Genomic DNA, 19,381 nt, shown 5'->3' with positions numbered 1-19,381 from the left:
ATCCATGTCTAAGGTAAAATTAAGTTGGGCCATTTTCCATTCCTCCAATGTTATCGTCGCTGAAAACATTTTATCACAGGAATGGAAAGGCCTTTTCCTATTTACACAATTATATGGACTTCACCGGTTATGATCACTTTTCGCGATTTATGAGCGCTTTCCAGTGGTTATGATCACTTTTCGCGATTTATGAGCGCTTTCCAAGGGTTATGATCACTTTCCACCATTTATGAGCGCTTTCCAAGGGTTATGATCACTTTCACCGATTTATGAGCGCTTTCCAGAGGTTATGATCACTTTCCACCATTTATGAGCGCTTTCCACGGGTTATGATCACTTTCCCTGATTTATGAGCGCTTTCCAGTGGTTATGATCACTTTCCACCATTTATGAGCGCTTTCCAGTGGTTATGATCACTATTCCCTTTACAGACACGCTTTCTCAGATATCCTCTTCCAAATTAAAAAGAACACCGCTCCTGGGGGGAAGCGGTGCTCGTATAAAGGGAATGGGAAAAATGTTCACGTTCAAACAAAAGGGGTGTATGTTTGGTTTGTGAGTTTCATTCACAAGTTAAATCTATCACAAAATAATTGTTACATCAACAATTCACAATCGATTTCATCGATTTGTCACAAATGATATCCTTGAAAACGCTTACTTACAGGATTACTTTCCGCATAGCAAAACAGACATTCATATGCAATGCACATGAATGTCTGTTAAATCATTATTTTGGTATATTAAATTTAAAAATTACTGTTTGGCGAGCAATTCTTCCAACTCATTCAAACGCTCTTCGAATACTCGACACGCTTCTTCAATTGGTGCAGTCGTTGTCATATCGACTCCGGCTTTCTTCAACACTTCAATTGGATAATCAGATGATCCTGCCTTCAAGAAGTTTGTCACATAGCGCTCTACAGCAGGCTCACCCTCTGTAAGGATTTGATGGCTCAACGCAACCGCCGCACTATATCCTGTTGCATATTGATACACGTAATAATTCATGTAGAAGTGAGGAATGCGTGACCACTCTAATCCGATTTCCTCATCCACAGTCATAGCGCCGCCAAAATACTTTTCATTCAAAGCATAGTACTCTTCGGTAAGCTTCTCTGCTGTCAATGCCTCGCCTTGCTGATCCAACTGATAAATTCTGTGCTCAAACTCGGCAAACATTGTCTGGCGGAATACAGTTCCACGGAATCCGTCCAACCAGTGATTCAATAGGTAAATACGTTTCTGATCATCATCTGTTGTCTTCAACAAGTAATCGTTGAGCAATGCTTCATTTACAGTTGAAGCCACTTCAGCTACAAAGATAGAATAACCGCTGTAGATATATGGCTGGTTTGCACGTGAATAATAACTGTGTGCACTATGACCAAATTCGTGAGCCAACGTGAACATGTTATTCACATTATCCTGCCAGTTCATTAAAATGTATGGGTTCGTGCCATATGAACCTGAAGAATACGCACCTGAACGTTTCCCTTTGTTCTCACGGACATCTACCCACCGGCTTTCGAGGCCTTTTTTAATGATGGAACGATACTCTTCACCCATTGGTTCAAAGCTCTCAAGCATCGTCTTTGCTGCATCCTCATAAGTGATCTTCATATCAAGATCTTTCACAAGTGGCGCATAGAGATCCCACATGTGGAGATCGTCCAATTCAAATACTTTTTTGCGAAGCGCGATATAGCGGTGTAGCAACCCAACATTATCCGAGATTGTATTCACGAGGTTCTCATACACTTGCTCCGGAATATGGTTGTTTGACAAAGCAGCATCACGAGCAGATTCATAATTACGGACGGTAGCATTGACATTATTCGTCTTCACATTTCCAGACAGTGTAGATGCAAATGTGTTTTTGAACGAACCATATGTTGCATACATCGCTTTGAACGCTTCTTCGCGTACAGAACGGTCTGGGCTTTCCAGGAAGTTAATGAAGCGCCCTTGAGATAGCTCAACTTCTTCCCCTTTTTCATTTTTCACGGTCGGGAACGTCAAGTCTGCATTGTTCAACATGCTGAAAGTTTTGGATGAACCTTGTGCAACTTCAGACATTTGAGCAATCAGCGCTTCTTGCTCCGCTGGAAGCACATGCGGACGCATGTTGTTCAATTCCTTCACTTCTTGTTTGTATAGAGAAAGCCTTTCATTTTCTTCTACTAGTTGATCGAGCTTAGCTTCATCAATGGAAAGCAACTCTGGTAAGAAAAATGAAAGCTTTGTGGAAACTTTGACAGCCAATGACTTGGCACGGCTATCCATCGCTTGGTACGTGCTATTTGTTGTATCTTGATCTGTCTTTAAATGTGAATATGTGTAGAGCATCCCTAACCGCTGTGAGAGTTCGTCCCGATAAGTAAGTGCTTTCAAAAGCGCTTCCGGCCCATCATTCAACGTTCCTTGGTAAGATTCTGCATGCGAGGATAGTTTTTCAATCTCCTCGTATTCCGTAGTCCATGCCGCATCGCTTTCAAAGATGTTTTCCAAGTTCCATGTTTCTTCAACGTTCACTTCATCACGCGTAAGTAATTTCTCAGCCAATGTAATTCCTCCTTGATCCCGATAATTCGGGAATCGAATCTTCTACCATTTTCTCAATTTTCTATCTGTATTGCAAGGAATCGCTCTAGAAGTATGTGAACAATCTCTTTCTCTATTCGTGCATTCGGGATGGACTCCTTCTTTTTCCATTCAAATCTTTGAAGGAATTGTAAATAGTCCATGCAGGCTTCAATCTGTTGCTCGCTACGGCCCGTATAGTCATGTACAAATCGGCGCAATCGCTGGATTGGAACGCGGGTCGGCGAAAGCTCGAAACGTCTCATCAAGTGGAGTAAACCAAGCTGCCACTCGCAGTCATGAACAGCAAATGCACGATTTCCTTTTACAGGCACACCTATCCACAAGGGAAGTTCTGTTGGATGGAGTTTTAGTTCATAGCAATGGCGTAAAAAAGGATTCTGGACGCCACGTCGATTTAAAAAGATGGACCGCTGCAAGTACGTCGTCCTGTGTATTTTGTAGGACTTATAATAGTGGAGGAGCATATGGTGATCAGGTAGTTTCGGACGCGCGAATGGAAAGGTTTGTAAGTGAGTGGGTAATTTGCGATGGATTGCGATGAAGCGATTTCCATCGATAGGTAGAAGATGACTAAAATAATGGAATTGCTTTGTGTCAGGGGATAATGTGAGCAGTGTGTCTTCTGGGGATAGGCTCTTTGTAAAGAAGAGTTGATGGAACGCCGAAAAACTGAATAGTCCCATGCCTTCAGGTCGCTCCCTATACTTTTCAGGAGTTTGTAAAATCCAAATAGGTTCCATTCCTAAAGATCTGTATCCTTCAGTCCGATTGAATTTTATTTCTTCAGGCAATCGGCTGCATTGGAATTCGATCGGAACAGATTCACCATCATGCTCTACAAGCAGGTCAGGGCGCTGTGCGAGTTGAGGGATAAGCGGTTCCAATACAGATGGTTTTTCTAAGCGTCGAAAGAACGAGTGCAGTAGCTGTTTTCCTTGAAGATGTGGAATTGACTCCCCTTCGGAAAAGCTAGCAGAACAGGTTGAGTCCACTTCATGTGCAAAATGAGGAACCCGTATCGAACCAACTTTCAATAAAACACGTTCACCACATTGTGGACAACGGAACTGTTGCTCGGTACGCCACGTTCTCAGGTGCTCTCGTTTAACCGTATCATCGAGAACAACGGGTGTTCCATCGGTTAACTTTGCTGTAAGAATATCAAACACTCCTTTCTCTGAATAGTTTACGAATTACTAGGTGAAATAGCAAATTTAAACTTCAACATTGATTTATTCATAACGAAATAAAAAATTCAAGGCTTCGCGCTCCTGACTATCACATAATTTTAGTCAAAAGAAAAACCACCTCGAAAGGTGGCTTTAAATCATTTAGAAATAAGATTCAATGGTTTGGAATACATTAGAACCCATTACTTCTGTTCCATATTCTTTCAATCGATGGATCGTCAAATTCGTAGGCGTTCCATACTCAAGAATAATGCTTTCCACATCAATTTTATCTGAGGTTTCTTTATCTGATGAACTATAGTCTATATACAAGTAGTACTTCTCTTCGAACGCATATAATGCAGTCGTTTCATCAAGATCAGAAAGTTGAGAAGCCAAAGGAATTAAATCATCAAATTCTTTGAAAACGAACAACTCACGTGCTGTTGCCATTCTGCTATCTGTAACTGGATCATTTGCCGACTCAGAAGAGTCAATCGATGCTTCAAGTTCAGGCTGGAAGAGTTTACGAGGATCGTCAATGCCATAAGGATATTCTGTCGATTCCCCTTCTTCAGGTAACTGAGCGCGTGTAACAAGGACTTCAATCCCACCACTCATTGCATGCACTTGAATCCATAAAGGTCCTTCAATCTCAAATTCAATGTCAGACTCCGAATCGATTTCCTCCATCATATCCCAAAACAATTCCTCACTCTTATCGCGGTTATACCACACTTCTTCACGAGTAAAGCCACGTTCTTCGATATCCATATAAGACAAGTAAAATTTAACCGTATTCTCATTGATTCTCTCGATCTCCATGATTATTCTCTCCTTTCCCCTGAAGTAGACGTGCTGTCCAACTTCTTTTTTCGTTCCCGCGATGCTTCTTCTACTATATGTTCAATTCACCAGTAACGAAAGGGTTTTGCCTCGAACATCGCAGACAAATTTTTTTTAGCGAAGAATAGCCACTATCTACGCCAAGTTACTGAGTAGAATCCATCTGATGCATCGTCCACGGAAACCAGGAGAATGGAAAAAGCTGATAGGTTTACGGCATTCACCATGACATCCCCTATCAGCTTATTTATAAGTATTCGTTAGTTTACCATGCGACGTGCTTCTAGTAACTGATAGGCTCTAACCTTTCTAGGCAAGAAGCGGCGTATTTCATCTTCATTATAACCTACTTGAAGACGCTTTTCATCTAAGATGATTGGTCTTCTTAACAGACCTGGATGTTCTTGGATCAATTCATATAATCGTTGTAGCGGCAAGCTCTCAACGTCAACATTTAGTTTTTGGAAGATCTTAGAGCGAGTTGATATGATTTCATCTGTTCCGTCTTCAGTCATTCGAAGAATTTGTTTGATTTCATCAATATTTAGAGGTTCAGAGAAAATGTTACGCTCCTCGTAAGGAATTTCATGTTCCTCCAACCATGCTTTCGCTTTTCGACATGATGTACAGCTTGGTGATGTAAATAATGTAACGCCCATTTGCTGACACTCCCTTTCAATCGGCTTCATATAATGGTGACTACCTTTTTTACATTAGAATTATTTTAATTTAATGTTCATATTTACTATTATACACACATTTGTTCCCAATGAATACACTTTTTAAAAATTATTTCTTGTGCTGTTCAAGATTGTAACAATTCCGCAATAAACGCCAAATCTTAAGCAAGATATTTATGTAATCTCTTTTGTTATTCCCTTTTCAGAAAGAGATTAAACATCAATTTTCTACAATTCGTATTATCAATTACAAAATCGAAGTGAAAATGTGTTCTTGTCTACTAGTACGTTCTAAACACCAAAAGGTTCCAATTAAGATTGAAGTTTTCGATGATTATTTTGAGTATTCCCCAAGAACTCAATTTAAAACCGAATAGAACTTGCATTCCAGGAATAAACATATTATACTTACTGAAATTATAGCAACGGCTAAGACGGAACAAGTACTTTTAATGTAGCTTCTAAAGAGAGCCTGTGGGTGGTGTGAACAGGTGGAGCGGTTAAGAGGAATGGGCTCCCGAGCTCGGTAGAATGAGTAGAATACACTACTTTTCCACTGCGTTCCCCCGCGTTACGGGGTTTTGAGTGGCCTTCGGGCAATTCGGGTGGCACCGCGGTTCCTACACATCGACCGTCCCTATTTTTATAGGGATGTGTCGGTGTTTTTTTGTGTTTAAATTTAAGGAGGAAGCAACTATGACAACTATTTTTTCAGGTGTACAGCCGACAGGTATTATTACGTTAGGGAACTATATTGGAGCATTTCGGCAATTCATTGAGCTTCAGCATGAGGCGGAATGTATTTTCTGTATCGTGGATCAGCATGCGATTACCGTTCAGCAAGATCCAGATAAGCTGAAAGAAGCCATCCGTTCGCTCGCTGCGACGTATATCGCGAGTGGAATTGATCCTGAGAAGTCTGTTCTTTTCATCCAATCGGAAGTACCCGCACACGCTCAAGCAGGATGGATTATGCAATGTACGTCTTCCATCGGAGAACTCGAGCGGATGACCCAGTTCAAAGATAAATCGGATGGGCAAGATGGTGTGTCTGCTGGTTTGCTCACGTATCCGCCACTTATGGCAGCAGACATTCTCCTCTACAATACAAATGTTGTCCCTGTCGGAGAAGATCAGAAACAACATTTGGAGTTAACACGTGACTTGGCTGAGAGATTCAACCGCCGTTATTCGGAAGTGTTGACGATCCCAGAAGTGCGCATACCAAAAGTTGGTGCCCGCATTAAGTCGCTGCAAGATCCATTAAAAAAGATGAGTAAATCGGATCCAAATCAAAAGTCCACGATTTTCTTAATGGATACACCGAAACAAATCGAGAAGAAAATTAAAAGCGCCGTAACGGATTCTGAAGGAGTTGTCCGTTTTGACATCGAGAATAAGCCAGGTGTCTCGAATTTATTGATCATCGAATCTGCATTAACGGGGGTTTCTGTGGAGGATCTTGTTGCTAAGTATGATGGTCAAGGCTATGGTGCTTTTAAAGCGGGAGTTGCTGAAAGCGTCATTAATCACCTAGCACCCATCCAAGAAACTTATCAATCATTGATGGAATCAGAAAAATTGGATGAGATTCTAGATGCAGGCGCCATTAAAGCGAATGCAATTGCATCCAAAACTCTTACGAAAATGGAAGCCGCGATGGGACTCGGACGTAAACGGTAAGCAATAATAAGAAGATGGCCCCTATAAATAGCGCAAAGTCTGCAGATTGCAGGATGAAAAGCCCAACAGTCTTTACATCAAATCCCATCGATGTGTAGTTTAAATACGTAATCATCGTGGTACAGGTCGTCACAATGAGGCCATAGCTCAGTAGGAAGAAGAACAGTCGCGTCATGACATCGGTCCTTTTTTAGTTTTGTCCTACTATATGAAAGTTATCCACATTTTAAGACTGACACGCTACACAAGAAAAAAGAGCTACTTCGGAAATTAAACCGAGTAGCTCTTTTTTTGTTAAAATGTATTAGATTTTCTTGAAGATAAGTGATGCGTTATGACCACCGAATCCAAGTGAGTTGCTCATCGCATATGTGATGTCTGCTTTACGGGGTCCATCGGTAATGTAGTCCAAATCACACTCGGGATCCGGATTTACATAATTAATTGTTGGTGGCAAGATCCCTTCTTGCAACGCTTTTGCAGTAAAGATTGCTTCTAGTCCACCTGCTGCTCCGAGCAAATGACCTGTCATCGACTTCGTTGAACTAATTGCAAGCTTGTATGCATGATCGCCGAATACGGTTTTCGCTGAAATTGTTTCATACAAATCGTTATATCCCGTACTCGTTCCGTGTGCATTGATGTAGCCGATTTCATCAGGTGAGATGCCCGCTTTTAGAATCGCTTGTTGCATCGCACGCGCAGCACCTTCGCCCTCAGGAGCAGGTGCTGTAATGTGGTGTGCGTCCCCTGTAGACCCATAGCCCACTAATTCAGCGTATATTTTCGCACCACGTTTTACTGCATGTTCATACTCTTCCAAGATGAGAATGCCTGCACCTTCACCAATAACAAATCCATCGCGTTCTTTATCAAACGGACGTGAAGCGGTGTTTGGATCTGGATTTAGAGATAATGCTGTATTTGCACAGAATCCAGCTACAGACATCGTTGTGATTGGAGCCTCAGCTCCCCCTGTGATCATGACATCTGCATCGCCTCGAAGAATTACTTCGAATGCATCTCCAATTGAGTTTGTGCCTGATGCACATGCTGTTACGGTACAAGAGTTAATGCCCTTCGCACCAAAGTGAATGGAAACTTGACCAGAAGCCATATCCGGAATCATCATTGGAACGAAAAACGGACTAACACGACGATATCCTTTTTCTTGGAATGTAAGGAACTGCTTTTCGTGAGTTTCCATTCCGCCGATTCCTGAGCCGATCCAAACCCCTGTTCGAAGGCCAGTCTCTTCATCCAACTCTTCAAGTCCTGCATCTTTCATCGCCATGATGGAAGCCGCCATTGCGTAATGCGTAAAACGGTCCATTTTGCGAGCATCTTTTTTTGGTAAGTAGTCTTCGATGTCAAAGTCCTTTACTTCCGCAGCAACACTCACCGGGAATAACTCAGTATCAAGTCGTGTCAACGGCCCTATACCTGACTTGCGGTCAAGAACGGACTGCCATGATTCCTCAGCCGTATTTCCTACCGGGGAAACGGCCCCGACTCCGGTAATGACTACGCGTCGTTTTTCCATTAGTTGAACTCTCCTTCGTTTCATAGATAGCATAGTTGCTTCCATCTGTATGGTTTAGTGTGATAAATGTCTTGTTGACTTACTTGCCCCAGCGCATACAAATGCCGCCCCAAGTGAGGCCACCGCCGAAACCGACAAGTACGAGAATGTCATCGTCTTTTACGCGACCTTCTTCGATATCGTCATGTAACGAGATTGGAATCGATGCTGCTGAAGTATTTCCATATTTATGAACCGATTTAGACATTTTTTCTGGAGGAAGTTCGAGTCGTTCGCGTGAAGCTTCCATAATTCGAATATTTGCCTGATGAGGGATCAGGAAGTCGACGTCTTCTTTTGAAAGTCCTGCTTTTTCAATGACGTTAACAGCAGATTGCCCCATTTGACGAACCGCAAACTTGAACACTTCACGGCCATTCATCTTCAAATAACGGTCTTGATAAAGATGCTCGCCACCTGTTCCATCTGCACCAAGTTCAAATGAAAGAATACCGCGGTCTCCGCTTACTTTCCCAACAATTCCCGCTCCAGCGCCATCTCCGAACAAGACAGCCGTGTTGCGATCTTTCCAATCGGTGATTTTAGATAGTTTTTCAACACCGACTACCAGTACATAATCATGTGTGCCAGCTTCCACGAAATGCTTAGCAGTCACAACTCCGTACATGAAGCCGGCACATGCTGCAGAGATATCCATTGCAGCGGCATTCTTAGCACCAAGACGTGCTTGGAGCATCGTTGCTACGGATGGAAACGGTTGATCAGGCGTCACTGTTGCCACTAAGATCATTCCGATTTGTTCAGGCTCAATACCTGCTTTTTCGATTGCTTCTTTTGCAGCGGCGTAAGCCATATCTGATGTATCTGTACTATTGTCTGCAATTCGGCGTTCTTCAATTCCTGTGCGCGTACGAATCCATTCGTCTGATGTATCCATTCTTTTTTCAAGATCTGCGTTTGTCAGCACGTGTTCAGGGACATACTTGCCAATACTTAGAAGTCCTACACCCATTGCTCATACCCCGTTCCTTGTTATCTATTGTTAGTACCTGGTATCAATGATAGTGGATATCGCAAATTTTTTCAACAATGGAGACACGAAACCGTCAAACTCTTTTATGGACGTTGGAAATTAAGTTTCGAAACAAGCGGCGCTATGATATGATGAAAGGTGAAAAAGTATTCTAGAGGTGATTTCGATGAAGTTCATCATGACATTTGTTTGGTCATTCCTATTGGTTTCCATGCTTAACTATGTAGCCGGCGCCATTGCGAACGTACCGACGTTTGAATTTACAACTGGAATCATTGTCTCACTCGTTTTGTCTATTTTGATTTTCGCTATTTCAGCGATTATCCCGGACGAGCCAGTTGCAGAACATTGATCCTCATGACAGTAAAAGGGAGATTTCCCTTTTGCTGTTTTTTTGTGCAGAAGTTGATGATGAGAGTCGATTGTAAGCTATTGAGCGGGTTGACTGTCGGGTGCTGTGGGAAATGAGCGGGTTGTGCTCCGAAACGAGCGGGTTGTGCTCCGAAACGAGCGGGTTGCATGCCGAAACGAGCGGGTTGCACGCCGAAATGAGCGGGTTGCACGCCGAAATGAGCGGGTTGCACGCCGAAACGAGCGGGTTGCACGCCGAAATGAGCGGGTTGTGCTCCGAAACGAGCGGGTTGCACGCCGAAACGAGCGGGTTGCACGCCGAAACGAGCGGGTTGTAGTCCGAAACGAGCGGGTTGCACGCCGAAATGAGCGGGTTGTGCTCCAAAATGAGCGGGTTGTGCTCCGAAACGAGCGGGTTGTACGCCGAAACGAGCGGGTTACGACCGAATCTTGCTGCTTCCCTGAATCTAATAACTACATTCCCTTCCACACGAAAAAAGCCACTCATCGCATCACACGAAAAGTGGCTTGAATCCTTATTTATAACGTATCTACAACCAAGGCCCCGTCCTTCATACGAAGATGCAGACGCTGCCCTTCCTCCAAATCACCTTTGATGACTTCCTTAGCCACCGCCGTTTCCACATAGCGTTGAATGAACCGTTTTAATGGGCGTGCTCCGAAATCCGCATCGGTTCCTTCTGCAACGACCCAATCGAGTACAGGTTCTTCATACGTTAATGGGATGTCTTGACCGCCCAATCTACGAACGAGATCATCCAGCATCTTGTGCGCGATTTGAGCAAATGCATTTCCTGTTAATGAGTGGAAGATGATAATATCATCCATTCGATTCAGCAACTCCGGCTTAAAGTGATTCCGTAGCTCCGCCATCACTAAATCTTCTGCCGCATGTTCTTCAGATTCGAACTGTCCGCTCATTAAATATTGAGAGCCAATATTGGATGTCATGATGACCACTGTATTTGTAAAGCTCACTAGCCGCCCTTGGCTATCCGTAATTCGACCATCATCTAAGATTTGCAATAAAATATTTGAAACATCTGGATGAGCTTTCTCGATTTCATCCAATAAGACAACCGAATAGGGATTGCGGCGAACCGCTTCTGTCAGCTGTCCACCTTCTTCATACCCAATATATCCTGGAGGTGCTCCCACAAGTCGGGATACGCTGTGCTTCTCCATATACTCCGACATATCGATACGGATGAAATGATCCACAGAGTCGAACAACGTACCTGCAAGTGTTTTCGCAAGCTCCGTTTTACCAACACCCGTTGGCCCTAAGAACAGGAACGATCCAATCGGTTTGTCAGGATCTTTAATGCCTGAACGGGCACGCCATACTGCTTCCGTTACAAGTTGAACAGCATTATCTTGACCGATGACACGCTCTTTCAATGTATCCGCCAAACGCAATAACTTCTCGCGTTCGCCTTCCATCAACTTCGTCACAGGAATACCGGTCCAGCGCGCCACAATCATGGCGATTTCGTCTTCTGTTACTTCTTCACGAATCAGACGGTTCTCTTCCCCGCCTTTAAACTGATCCTCCAATTCATGAAGTTGATGTTCCAAAGTAGGAATTTTACCATGACGTAATTCTGCGGCTTTGTTCAGGTCGAATTTGTTTTCAGCATCTTCTAGCTCACGACGATAGCGATCCAACTTTTCGCGCACATCTTGTACTTCCTGGAGCTTTTTCTTTTCGCTTTCCCATTGCTCCCGCATGCCTGATGAAGACTCTTTCAACTCTTTTAACTCGTCACGCAAGGCAGCGAGTCGATTCTGACTGATAGGGTCCTTTTCTTTCGTCAACGCTTGTTCTTCGATTTCCAACTGTAAAATACGACGAGTCACTTGGTCGAGCTCTTGTGGCATTGAATCAATTTCAGTACGGATCATCGCACTTGCTTCGTCCATTAAGTCAATCGCTTTGTCGGGCATGAATCGCTCCGTCAAATAACGATCCGACAATGTTGCAGAAGCAACAAGTGCACGGTCATGGATGCGAACACCATGGTGCAATTCAAATCGCTCTTTTAACCCGCGTAAGATGGAAATTGTATCTTCAACGGATGGTTCGCGTACCAATACTTGTTGAAAGCGTCGCTCAAGAGCTGGATCTTTCTCGATGTACATCCGATATTCGTCCAAAGTAGTTGCACCAATACAATACAATTCCCCTCGAGCAAGCATCGGTTTCAACATGTTTCCCGCATCCATCGCGCCTTCAGTCTTCCCTGCTCCGACAATCGTATGAATTTCATCAATGAACAAAATAATTTCACCATTACTGTCTTTCACTTGTTTTAACACGGCTTTTAGCCGTTCTTCAAATTCACCACGATATTTTGCGCCTGCAATTAAAGAACTCATATCTAGTTCGTGAATTTGGCGGTCTTTCAATCCTTCAGGTACGTCACCTTTCACAATACGCTGTGCTAACCCTTCCACGATTGCCGTTTTCCCAACACCCGGTTCACCAATCAACACTGGATTGTTCTTCGTTTTTCTAGATAAAATCCGGATCACATTACGAATTTCTTCATCCCGGCCAATAACCGGATCCATTTTTCCGTTTTTTACATCATCTACTAGGTTGCGCCCAAATTGTTCTAATGGGGAACGCTGATCTTCTTGTACGCCGTCCATTCTCATGAACCATCACCTCGTTATTATTGTTAGGTTGTTTGACTTTGACTATCTTTGACTAATACTAGTATACCTCGCTTTTTCGTGTGTGTAAAGTCAAAAGCTTAGGTCTCATTAACTAGTATTTCCTAAGTTGATTCGGTTAAAACGACAAAAAATCCGACCAGTGAAAAACTCACTAATCGGATCATTTTTTGTTTATTTATCGGACGCCAAGTGCCATTTTAGCATAGCGTGACATATTCTCGCGTGACCAAGGTGGATTCCAAACAATATCAACTTCCACTTCTTTCACTTCAGGAAGCTCCATTAGTTCTTGTTTCACGTTCGCAACAATTTGCGGTCCCATTGGACAACCGATTGATGTAAGTGTCATTGTTACTTTACCGATTCCGCCTTCAAGCAATTCTGCATCATAGACGAGACCTAGATTGACTATATCTACACCAAGCTCAGGGTCAATTACGTTTTCAAGTGCGCCCATCATGCTTTCTTTCATTTCATCAGCCATTGGAATTCCCCTCTCCATTTCAATTCGTTGTTCACATCATAGCAAAATGAGCTCAATCATTCAAATTGTCTGCCATAAAGTCCACCGCACGTAACATTCCAGATCTTGAAACGGCGTGACCTGCATGCTCGTCCACCATGAATTCAAAGTCTTCTGGGTGGTCGTTGTATTTCTCTTTTACAGCATTGTAGAAATGATGCGTCGGCTCAAACGGCACCATGGTATCGTTCATGCCGTGCCAGAAAAAGACGGGGCGTCCATTCAAACGTTCTGGATGTTGAGTTAAGTCAAATTCAGCGAGCGTATTCAATAACTTTTGGACATCTTCATCTTTCATCGGAAGCTTGAATCCTTTATTCTCAAACTGCTTCATTTGCCCTTTTGCAAGTTTCACATATCCCGGTGCTCCCATCATGACTGCTGCGCTATGGATCCATGGATACGCTGCTAGGCACCCAAGCGTCGTAATTCCTCCCATGGACGTGCCTGAAAATGCAATTCGACCAGATGCTAACAATCCTTTTTCTTTCAATTGTTGTTGTAAGACACCTGCTTCTTCAATGGAAGTCAAGACGATTTCCCAGAACCGCAAACTGAGCTGGACTTCATCCAGTCCTTCAGAGCGGACACCATGGAGATGGGCTTCAGGTAAGAGTACTCGGATTCCTCTTTTCGCTATATTAAATGCGTAATGTAAGTTATGCTCTTTCGCACTCGTAAAACCATGAAAAAAAATGACAACCGGCATCTCAGACGATTCCTGTTGTTCATCTACAATATGCAATAAAGGGATTGGATTTTGGCCATCGGAACCCCATTGTTCTTCTCTGATAATCATCCGCTACACCTCGTCTTTAGTTTAATTGAGCATACCAATGTTTTTCTAAAAAAACAAAAGTTGCGCACGTGTGATTACTTTTGACTTGCATGCAGCTGAAAGGATACACTTGAATGAAGAAGGAGGCGTTTTGCCATGAAATCTCATTTAATTGTACTCGATTTAGACGGAACATTATTAAATGATAAAAAAGTAATCTCTGAAAAAACGCTAGCTACACTCAAACAAGCGGAATCGGAAGGTCATCAAATCATGATTGCAACGGGACGCCCCTATCGTTCCAGTGAAATCTATTACCGCCAGCTCGGACTGAAAACTCCAATTGTTAACTTCAATGGAGCATTCGTGCATCACCCAACTGATCGAACATGGAAAACTGTCCATGAAACGATTGATTTGTCTGTTGCTAAAGATGTCGTCGACGCCATGGCCGACTTCAACTTGAAAAACATTGTGGCGGAAGTCATGGATGACGTCTACTTGCATTATCACGACGAAAAGTTACTCGATATCTTCAGCTCTGGTAGCCCGAAAATTCAAGAAGGCGATATTCGCCAGCTCCTTCAAGTGAATCCAACGAGTCTTCTCATTCAAGGAGGCAAAGGGATGGCTGATCCGATTCGCAAGCATTTAGAAGAAGTTCATGCTGAAGTCATTGAGCATAGACGCTGGGGAGCTCCTTGGGAAATTGTCGAAGTCATTCGTCATGGACTCAACAAAGCAGTTGGAATTTCCAAAGTTTCGGAGTGGATTGGTATACCACAAGAACGAATTATTGCATTCGGGGATGAAGACAATGATCTAGAGATGATCGATTACGCCGGGATCGGTGTGGCAATGGGCAACGGTATTGATCAGCTGAAATCGATTGCAAATGAAGTGACATTGACGAATAACGAAGACGGCATTGCCATAATGTTACAAGAACGACTTAATTTAAAAACTTTATAAGCGATTGGAGGATTCCCATGAAAATTTTCGTAGATAGTGGTTGTGACCTACCCAAATCGTATTTAGATGAAAATGATGTTACGCTACTGCCTTTGACAGTGTTGCTGGATGGAAAAGAATATCAGGATATTGTGGATATTGACTCAAAAGAAGTATTCCAAGCGATCCGTGCTGGCAAGCAGCCGAAAACGTCACAAGTCTCTCCAGATCGGGTTCTCGCATTGTGGAAAGAATTTGCAGAAACTGGAGAAGACGGGATTTATATCGCATTCTCTTCCGAATTGTCGGGTACATATCAGACCTCTGTCATGATGCGGGATCAGGTGAAAGAAGGCAATCCGCGCATGAACTTAATCGTCATCGATACGCGTTGTGCATCACTTGGCTGTGGATTAGTCGTTCAAGAAGCAGTTCGCTTACGGGATACTGGAGAAGACGTGCGGACCATTGAGCGCAAAATTCGTAAAATGGCGGGCAACATGGAGCATTTGTTCACAGTTGAAGATCTCGATTACCTCGCAAAAGGCGGTCGCGTCTCGAAAGCAAGCGCATTTTTCGGCGGGTTATTGAACATCAAACCGTTGCTTCATGTGGAGAGTGGACGATTAGTGCCGATTGAGAAGCATCGCGGACGCAAAAAAGTGTTCCGTAGAATTCTAGAACTTATGGAAGAACGCGGAGATCATGTGTCTGAGCAAGTGATTGCAATTAGTCACGGTGACGACGAAGCAGGCGCAATTGAATTGCGTGACTTGATCGAAGAGAAGTTTCATCCTAAAGAAATTCAAATTCACATGATCGGTTCCGTTATCGGCTCACACGCTGGCCCCGGAACACTCGCAGTATTTTTCTTGAACAAACAATAAAAGTAGCCCAGTCGCCTATATTTAATGGCAACTGGGCTACTTTTAAATTGTGCCTTTTTCCAAACAAAAAAGAGCACATATGCGCTCTCTTTCATCCTTACTTCTTCGCTGCATCTTTTCGTTCTTGACGTGCTTTACGACCTTTTCTCCAAACTGCCCATAGGAAGCTCAGGAACAAGACGTACACCATGATCGATGCAATTAGATAGGGGACATTGAATCCTTTGTCCTCTTTCACCAAATAGACTTCTGCCATTTCACGATCTACAACGACGTGGTATTTGTCATCTTCGGTTTCCACGATTTGATCACTATCCAGCATTCCACGTAATCGTTTCTTACTTCCGATTTCTTCCGCGTCCATAGCATAACTTTGTGTTTTAGATGTATTGTTGATAGCAATAATCCACGATTCGTTTTCATCGTAGATTTTATAAACTATATACCCATCTTTGTTGTGAAGCATTTTAAAGTTCCCGTTACGAAGAGCATCTGATTGGTTACGAAGTGAATTCAGGTTCCCAATCAACTCTTTCAATTCCATATCCGTTTTAAAGTTAAACAACGGATGACTTTCAGGAGCTTCTTTCCCATTCACCGCAATCTCTGTACCATACGGCATGACGGGAATTCCAGGTAACGTAAAGAGCGCAGTAACGGCTACTTTCCAACGTGTCGGTGGAAACATTCTCTGTTCCACGATGTCGTACGTGAAGCGCGGTCCCGTTAACTGATCGAATTGAATCAAGTCCTTGGAATGTTCCGTTTCAAATTGATTCATTGGAGAGGAGTCGGGATCCACTTTAACGAATGATTGACGTAACGCTTCCATGGAAGCATCATTTGGCTGCGAGTCTACATTTGCGTCAGTTTCTTCACCAGACAATACATACAATTTAGGGGATGCTTTTTTTAGCGCCGCAATGAAATGGTCGAGTACTTCTTTCGAATACCCTTGCGTTTTCGTCAAACGAATTCCATCTAACGGATACGTCTTCACGAAGTCGACCATCGCCTCTTCAAGGTTCCGTTGTACGTCGGCATCGTCTGCTTTCCAATCAATCGTATTGCCTTCACCTTTTGTGAAAGGAAGTTTGTTAGCCCATACGTGATCTTTGCTCACTCCTGCTAATGGGAAATCCGCGATGATTTTAACGTCCTTATCATGCAATTCCTTAAGCATTGAGTTAAAGTCTTCGACTGTACCAAAATGTTTCTCCAACTTCGTGTAATCCAGCACTTCGTTGCCGTCATAAGAAGCAGTCTGGAAAACAGGTCCGATCGAAACCGCCGTGAAGCCCATATCTAAAATATGTTGCAAACGGAGAGAAATCCCGGAGAAATCGCCGCCATTAAATGCCGACACATCCTGTGCATTCGTATCGACATCATTTCGTCCGTCTCCGTTATTAAAACGGTCAACCAATAAATCATATATACTCTCGTCTTTCAAGGTCCGTTCCGCCTTAGCAGAAACCAAGCCTGGAAGTGCTGTCGTTGCCAGCAATAGAACCATCATTATTATGCCAAGTAATCGTTTGACGTTCACTAAAAAAGCCTCCTTCTACAATAAATCCGTTGGGTGTCATCATACCCCATGGGATGTGCTCATAAATCCCGAAATGTGATCATCACTCACGCATTCCGCTCATATATCCCGGAATGTGATCATAACCCACGCGTTCCGCTCATAAATCCCGAAATGTGATCATAACTCACGCGTTCCGCTCATATATCCCAGAATGTGATCATAACCCACGCGTTCCGCTCATATATCCCAGAATGTGATCATAACTCACGCGTTCCGCTCATAAATCCCGAAATGTGATCATCACTCACGCATTCCGCTCATATATCCCGGAATGTGATCATAACCCACGCGTTCCGCTCATAAATCCCGAAATGTGATCATAACCAACGCGTTCCGCTCATAAATCCCGAAATGTGATCATAACTCATCACTTAATACTACCAAACCATCCCCACCGTCGCCATGGTTTCCGAAGAAAACTAAAACCCGTATTCAAAAATAAGTCAATCCTGTGAAAATGGCATAGCAAAACCCGCTGAAACGTTTCAGCGGGTTCCTGATTTCATTCTAACTCATCATTGTTTTCCATCGATTGCATCTTTCGTGATGTGACAACTACAGAAAGTGCGAATAGAAGCATGATGCCAAAAACAGCTAGCAAAACCGTCCATCCGACCATTCGAAACCCTCCTTAGTTAGCCATCCGACAAAGAATATTAAAAGAGCTGGATACCAAATGGTAAGTGGAAACCAAGTCCTACAGTTACCAATACTGAAATGATAAACAAAATCCAAAATAGTTGAGTGGGTTTGTTTTTCGCCTGGCGTGCTAATACCATCTCCATCATTCCGATTGTCAAAATGCCGAATATGAATTTCACGCCATACAATGCAGCGTCACCACTCATAAGTTTAATGAACAGTGCTACACCAGTAACGATGATCAAAATGTAGAATACACGCAATACCATTTTCAAAACTTTACGACCTTTTGAGTCAAGTGGTTGTCCTGTAGCAATCACAAACAATATAATGCCAACAACCCATGAAAAGATGTGTAAGTGTGTTGAGCTTGTTAAAATTTCCAAGTTATTCACCTCATTCAAATGTCTTAAGTGCATGTATTATCTTACCATACATCATAAGCGAGGCAAAATAAGGGACCTTTACTCAAAGTAGTTCACAAGTGTTCCGATTCCTTCGACAGACACTTTCACGGTGTCCCCTGCTTTCAAGTAACTTGGAGGGTCCATCGCTTTTCCAACACCTGCTGGAGTTCCTGTCAAAATGACATCGCCCGGTTCAAGTGTGACAAACTTAGAAAGCTCCGCAATGATTTCATCGATTGGAATAATCATGGAACCTGTATTGCCATTTTGACGGACGTCATCATTCACTTTTGTCACAATTGACAAGTTATGAGGATTCGGGATCTCGTCTTTCGTCACGATGTATGGGCCAAGCGGACAACTGCCGTCAAGCGTTTTTCCGAGGAAGAACTGCTTGCGCTCCGCCTGCAAATCACGCGCAGTCAGATCGTTTGCAATTGTATACCCAAAAACGATATCGTATGCGAGCTGTTTTGGAATGTTACGACCACCTTTTCCGATTACAACGGCAAGCTCCCCTTCATAGTCGAGCTGATTCGTCACGTTTTCATGGACTGATAACTTCTGTTCGTCCGCTGCAATCGCAGTGTGTGCTTTCGTGAAGATCATCATTTTCTCGGGAGCACCTTCTCCACCCATCTCAGACGCATGATCAGCGTAATTTTTACCGACACAAAGGACGTTTTTAGGAGTCCGTGGAATTGGCGATAACCATTCGATTGTATCATAGGAATACTTAAAAGCATCCACATCTTCATGCGTAATTGCTTGTTCACATAAGTCACGGATTTTTTCTACAAAATCCATGCCACCTGCAACGCCTTCAGCAATCGACGTTGGGAAATGCTGCACTCCAACTGCCTCCGCAATTTTCTGTACATCCCATACCGCTTCCTCTTTTTTCACTTTAGGTCCGAATAATGTCTTCCCGTCATACTTGAACGAAAGTAGTTTCATTGAGTTGTCCATCCCTTCCATCATTGGTTT

General features: G+C 43.2%; 18 protein-coding genes and 1 other annotated feature. Of the genes, 5 read left to right on the top strand and 13 right to left on the bottom strand.

Going from position 1 to position 19,381, the window contains the following annotated elements; genetic code table 11:
* Nucleotides 1-756: 756 nt before the first annotated feature.
* From pepF to spxA, 4 genes are all read right to left on the bottom strand, one after another.
* Entirely contained in the window at nucleotides 757-2,565 is a 1,809-nt protein-coding gene (gene pepF / locus DVB69_RS01090; protein ID WP_116015720.1) for an oligoendopeptidase F, read from the bottom strand.
* A 53-nt stretch (nucleotides 2,566-2,618) separates the two neighbouring features.
* Complete coding sequence (locus DVB69_RS01085; RefSeq protein ID WP_116015718.1) at nucleotides 2,619-3,776, bottom strand: competence protein CoiA; 1,158 nt, start codon at nucleotides 3,774-3,776, stop codon at nucleotides 2,619-2,621.
* Between the two features lie 162 nt (nucleotides 3,777-3,938).
* Nucleotides 3,939-4,601 (bottom strand): adaptor protein MecA, encoded by a 663-nt coding sequence (gene mecA / locus DVB69_RS01080; protein ID WP_116015716.1) that lies wholly within the window; start codon nucleotides 4,599-4,601, stop codon nucleotides 3,939-3,941.
* A 281-nt stretch (nucleotides 4,602-4,882) separates the two neighbouring features.
* Nucleotides 4,883-5,281 (bottom strand): transcriptional regulator SpxA, encoded by a 399-nt coding sequence (spxA, locus tag DVB69_RS01075; protein ID WP_025786060.1) that lies wholly within the window; start codon nucleotides 5,279-5,281, stop codon nucleotides 4,883-4,885.
* 443 nt (nucleotides 5,282-5,724) lie between these two features.
* Nucleotides 5,725-5,944, top strand: a binding site (T-box leader).
* 54 nt (nucleotides 5,945-5,998) lie between these two features.
* On the opposite strand from spxA, the gene trpS reads away from it, so the two are divergent.
* On the top strand, nucleotides 5,999-6,985 hold the full coding sequence (gene trpS / locus DVB69_RS01070) for a tryptophan--tRNA ligase (protein WP_116015714.1): 987 nt from the start codon (nucleotides 5,999-6,001) through the stop codon (nucleotides 6,983-6,985).
* Here the strand turns inward: trpS and DVB69_RS17985 are convergent.
* The 3 genes from DVB69_RS17985 to DVB69_RS01060 all read right to left on the bottom strand — a co-directional run bounded on the left by DVB69_RS17985 (nucleotide 6,942) and on the right by DVB69_RS01060 (nucleotide 9,540).
* Entirely contained in the window at nucleotides 6,942-7,160 is a 219-nt protein-coding gene (locus DVB69_RS17985; protein WP_483315844.1) for a YuzI family membrane protein, read from the bottom strand. The genes trpS and DVB69_RS17985 overlap by 44 nt on opposite strands.
* 129 nt (nucleotides 7,161-7,289) lie before the next feature.
* The gene (gene fabF, locus DVB69_RS01065; RefSeq protein WP_116015712.1) at nucleotides 7,290-8,528 is read right to left on the bottom strand and encodes a beta-ketoacyl-ACP synthase II; all 1,239 of its coding nucleotides are present in this window, start codon (nucleotides 8,526-8,528) and stop codon (nucleotides 7,290-7,292) included.
* A 79-nt stretch (nucleotides 8,529-8,607) separates the two neighbouring features.
* On the bottom strand, nucleotides 8,608-9,540 hold the full coding sequence (locus DVB69_RS01060; RefSeq protein ID WP_116015710.1) for a beta-ketoacyl-ACP synthase III: 933 nt from the start codon (nucleotides 9,538-9,540) through the stop codon (nucleotides 8,608-8,610).
* 187 nt (nucleotides 9,541-9,727) lie between these two features.
* On the opposite strand from DVB69_RS01060, the gene DVB69_RS01055 reads away from it, so the two are divergent.
* Both DVB69_RS01055 and DVB69_RS17425 read left to right on the top strand, forming a co-directional pair.
* A complete protein-coding gene (locus DVB69_RS01055; RefSeq protein ID WP_116015708.1) occupies nucleotides 9,728-9,913 on the top strand; it encodes a DUF2929 family protein in 186 nt (61 codons plus the stop codon).
* A 112-nt stretch (nucleotides 9,914-10,025) separates the two neighbouring features.
* Entirely contained in the window at nucleotides 10,026-10,250 is a 225-nt protein-coding gene (locus DVB69_RS17425) for a hypothetical protein (protein ID WP_147300745.1), read from the top strand.
* A gap of 202 nt (nucleotides 10,251-10,452) precedes the next feature.
* Here DVB69_RS17425 and DVB69_RS01045 read toward each other — a convergent pair whose 3' ends face one another.
* The 3 genes from DVB69_RS01045 to DVB69_RS01035 form a co-directional block, all read right to left on the bottom strand.
* The gene (locus DVB69_RS01045; RefSeq protein WP_116015704.1) at nucleotides 10,453-12,594 is read right to left on the bottom strand and encodes an ATP-dependent Clp protease ATP-binding subunit; all 2,142 of its coding nucleotides are present in this window, start codon (nucleotides 12,592-12,594) and stop codon (nucleotides 10,453-10,455) included.
* A gap of 196 nt (nucleotides 12,595-12,790) precedes the next feature.
* Nucleotides 12,791-13,099 (bottom strand): metal-sulfur cluster assembly factor, encoded by a 309-nt coding sequence (locus tag DVB69_RS01040; RefSeq protein ID WP_039042094.1) that lies wholly within the window; start codon nucleotides 13,097-13,099, stop codon nucleotides 12,791-12,793.
* A 52-nt stretch (nucleotides 13,100-13,151) separates the two neighbouring features.
* Nucleotides 13,152-13,937, bottom strand: a complete 786-nt coding sequence (locus DVB69_RS01035) for a prolyl oligopeptidase family serine peptidase (protein ID WP_116015702.1) — start codon at nucleotides 13,935-13,937, stop codon at nucleotides 13,152-13,154.
* Between the two features lie 135 nt (nucleotides 13,938-14,072).
* Between DVB69_RS01035 and DVB69_RS01030 the strand changes: the two genes are divergently transcribed.
* Together DVB69_RS01030 and DVB69_RS01025 are read left to right on the top strand one after the other, a co-directional pair.
* Entirely contained in the window at nucleotides 14,073-14,888 is an 816-nt protein-coding gene (locus DVB69_RS01030) for a Cof-type HAD-IIB family hydrolase (protein ID WP_116015700.1), read from the top strand.
* A 17-nt stretch (nucleotides 14,889-14,905) separates the two neighbouring features.
* Nucleotides 14,906-15,754: a DegV family protein gene (locus DVB69_RS01025; RefSeq protein ID WP_116015698.1), complete on the top strand. Its 849-nt coding sequence runs from the start codon at nucleotides 14,906-14,908 to the stop codon at nucleotides 15,752-15,754.
* 97 nt (nucleotides 15,755-15,851) lie between these two features.
* Here the strand turns inward: DVB69_RS01025 and DVB69_RS01020 are convergent, their stop codons facing one another.
* The 3 genes from DVB69_RS01020 to DVB69_RS01010 form a co-directional block, all read right to left on the bottom strand.
* Complete coding sequence (locus DVB69_RS01020) at nucleotides 15,852-17,303, bottom strand: alpha-amylase family glycosyl hydrolase (RefSeq protein WP_116015696.1); 1,452 nt, start codon at nucleotides 17,301-17,303, stop codon at nucleotides 15,852-15,854.
* 698 nt (nucleotides 17,304-18,001) lie between these two features.
* Nucleotides 18,002-18,373, bottom strand: a complete 372-nt coding sequence (locus tag DVB69_RS01015) for a YisL family protein (protein ID WP_116015694.1) — start codon at nucleotides 18,371-18,373, stop codon at nucleotides 18,002-18,004.
* 78 nt (nucleotides 18,374-18,451) lie between these two features.
* Nucleotides 18,452-19,351 carry a fumarylacetoacetate hydrolase family protein gene (locus DVB69_RS01010; RefSeq protein ID WP_116015692.1) on the bottom strand — a complete coding sequence of 300 codons (900 nt, stop codon included), beginning with the start codon at nucleotides 19,349-19,351 and terminating at the stop codon, nucleotides 18,452-18,454.
* Nucleotides 19,352-19,381: the final 30 nt, after the last annotated feature.

This window comes from Sporosarcina sp. BI001-red, from assembly GCF_003384035.1.
Taxonomy (GTDB): domain Bacteria; phylum Bacillota; class Bacilli; order Bacillales_A; family Planococcaceae; genus Sporosarcina.
This window is presented reverse-complemented; position numbering and strand designations above follow the sequence as displayed.

Bases quoted from the DNA above. Each gene is read 5' to 3' on its own strand.
- DVB69_RS17425 (WP_147300745.1), top strand. From the start codon at position 10,026: ATGAGCGGGTTGTGCTCCGAAACGAGCGGGTTGTGCTCCGAAACGAGC.
- DVB69_RS01045 (WP_116015704.1), bottom strand. From the start codon at position 12,594: ATGAGAATGGACGGCGTACAAGAAGATCAGCGTTCCCCATTAGAACAA.
- DVB69_RS01035 (WP_116015702.1), bottom strand. From the start codon at position 13,937: ATGATTATCAGAGAAGAACAATGGGGTTCCGATGGCCAAAATCCAATC.
- trpS (WP_116015714.1), top strand. From the start codon at position 5,999: ATGACAACTATTTTTTCAGGTGTACAGCCGACAGGTATTATTACGTTA.
- DVB69_RS01055 (WP_116015708.1), top strand. From the start codon at position 9,728: ATGAAGTTCATCATGACATTTGTTTGGTCATTCCTATTGGTTTCCATG.
- spxA (WP_025786060.1), bottom strand. From the start codon at position 5,281: ATGGGCGTTACATTATTTACATCACCAAGCTGTACATCATGTCGAAAA.
- DVB69_RS17985 (WP_483315844.1), bottom strand. From the start codon at position 7,160: ATGACGCGACTGTTCTTCTTCCTACTGAGCTATGGCCTCATTGTGACG.
- fabF (WP_116015712.1), bottom strand. From the start codon at position 8,528: ATGGAAAAACGACGCGTAGTCATTACCGGAGTCGGGGCCGTTTCCCCG.
- DVB69_RS01030 (WP_116015700.1), top strand. From the start codon at position 14,073: ATGAAATCTCATTTAATTGTACTCGATTTAGACGGAACATTATTAAAT.
- mecA (WP_116015716.1), bottom strand. From the start codon at position 4,601: ATGGAGATCGAGAGAATCAATGAGAATACGGTTAAATTTTACTTGTCT.
- DVB69_RS01060 (WP_116015710.1), bottom strand. From the start codon at position 9,540: ATGGGTGTAGGACTTCTAAGTATTGGCAAGTATGTCCCTGAACACGTG.
- DVB69_RS01010 (WP_116015692.1), bottom strand. From the start codon at position 19,351: ATGAAACTACTTTCGTTCAAGTATGACGGGAAGACATTATTCGGACCT.
- DVB69_RS01040 (WP_039042094.1), bottom strand. From the start codon at position 13,099: ATGGCTGATGAAATGAAAGAAAGCATGATGGGCGCACTTGAAAACGTA.
- DVB69_RS01025 (WP_116015698.1), top strand. From the start codon at position 14,906: ATGAAAATTTTCGTAGATAGTGGTTGTGACCTACCCAAATCGTATTTA.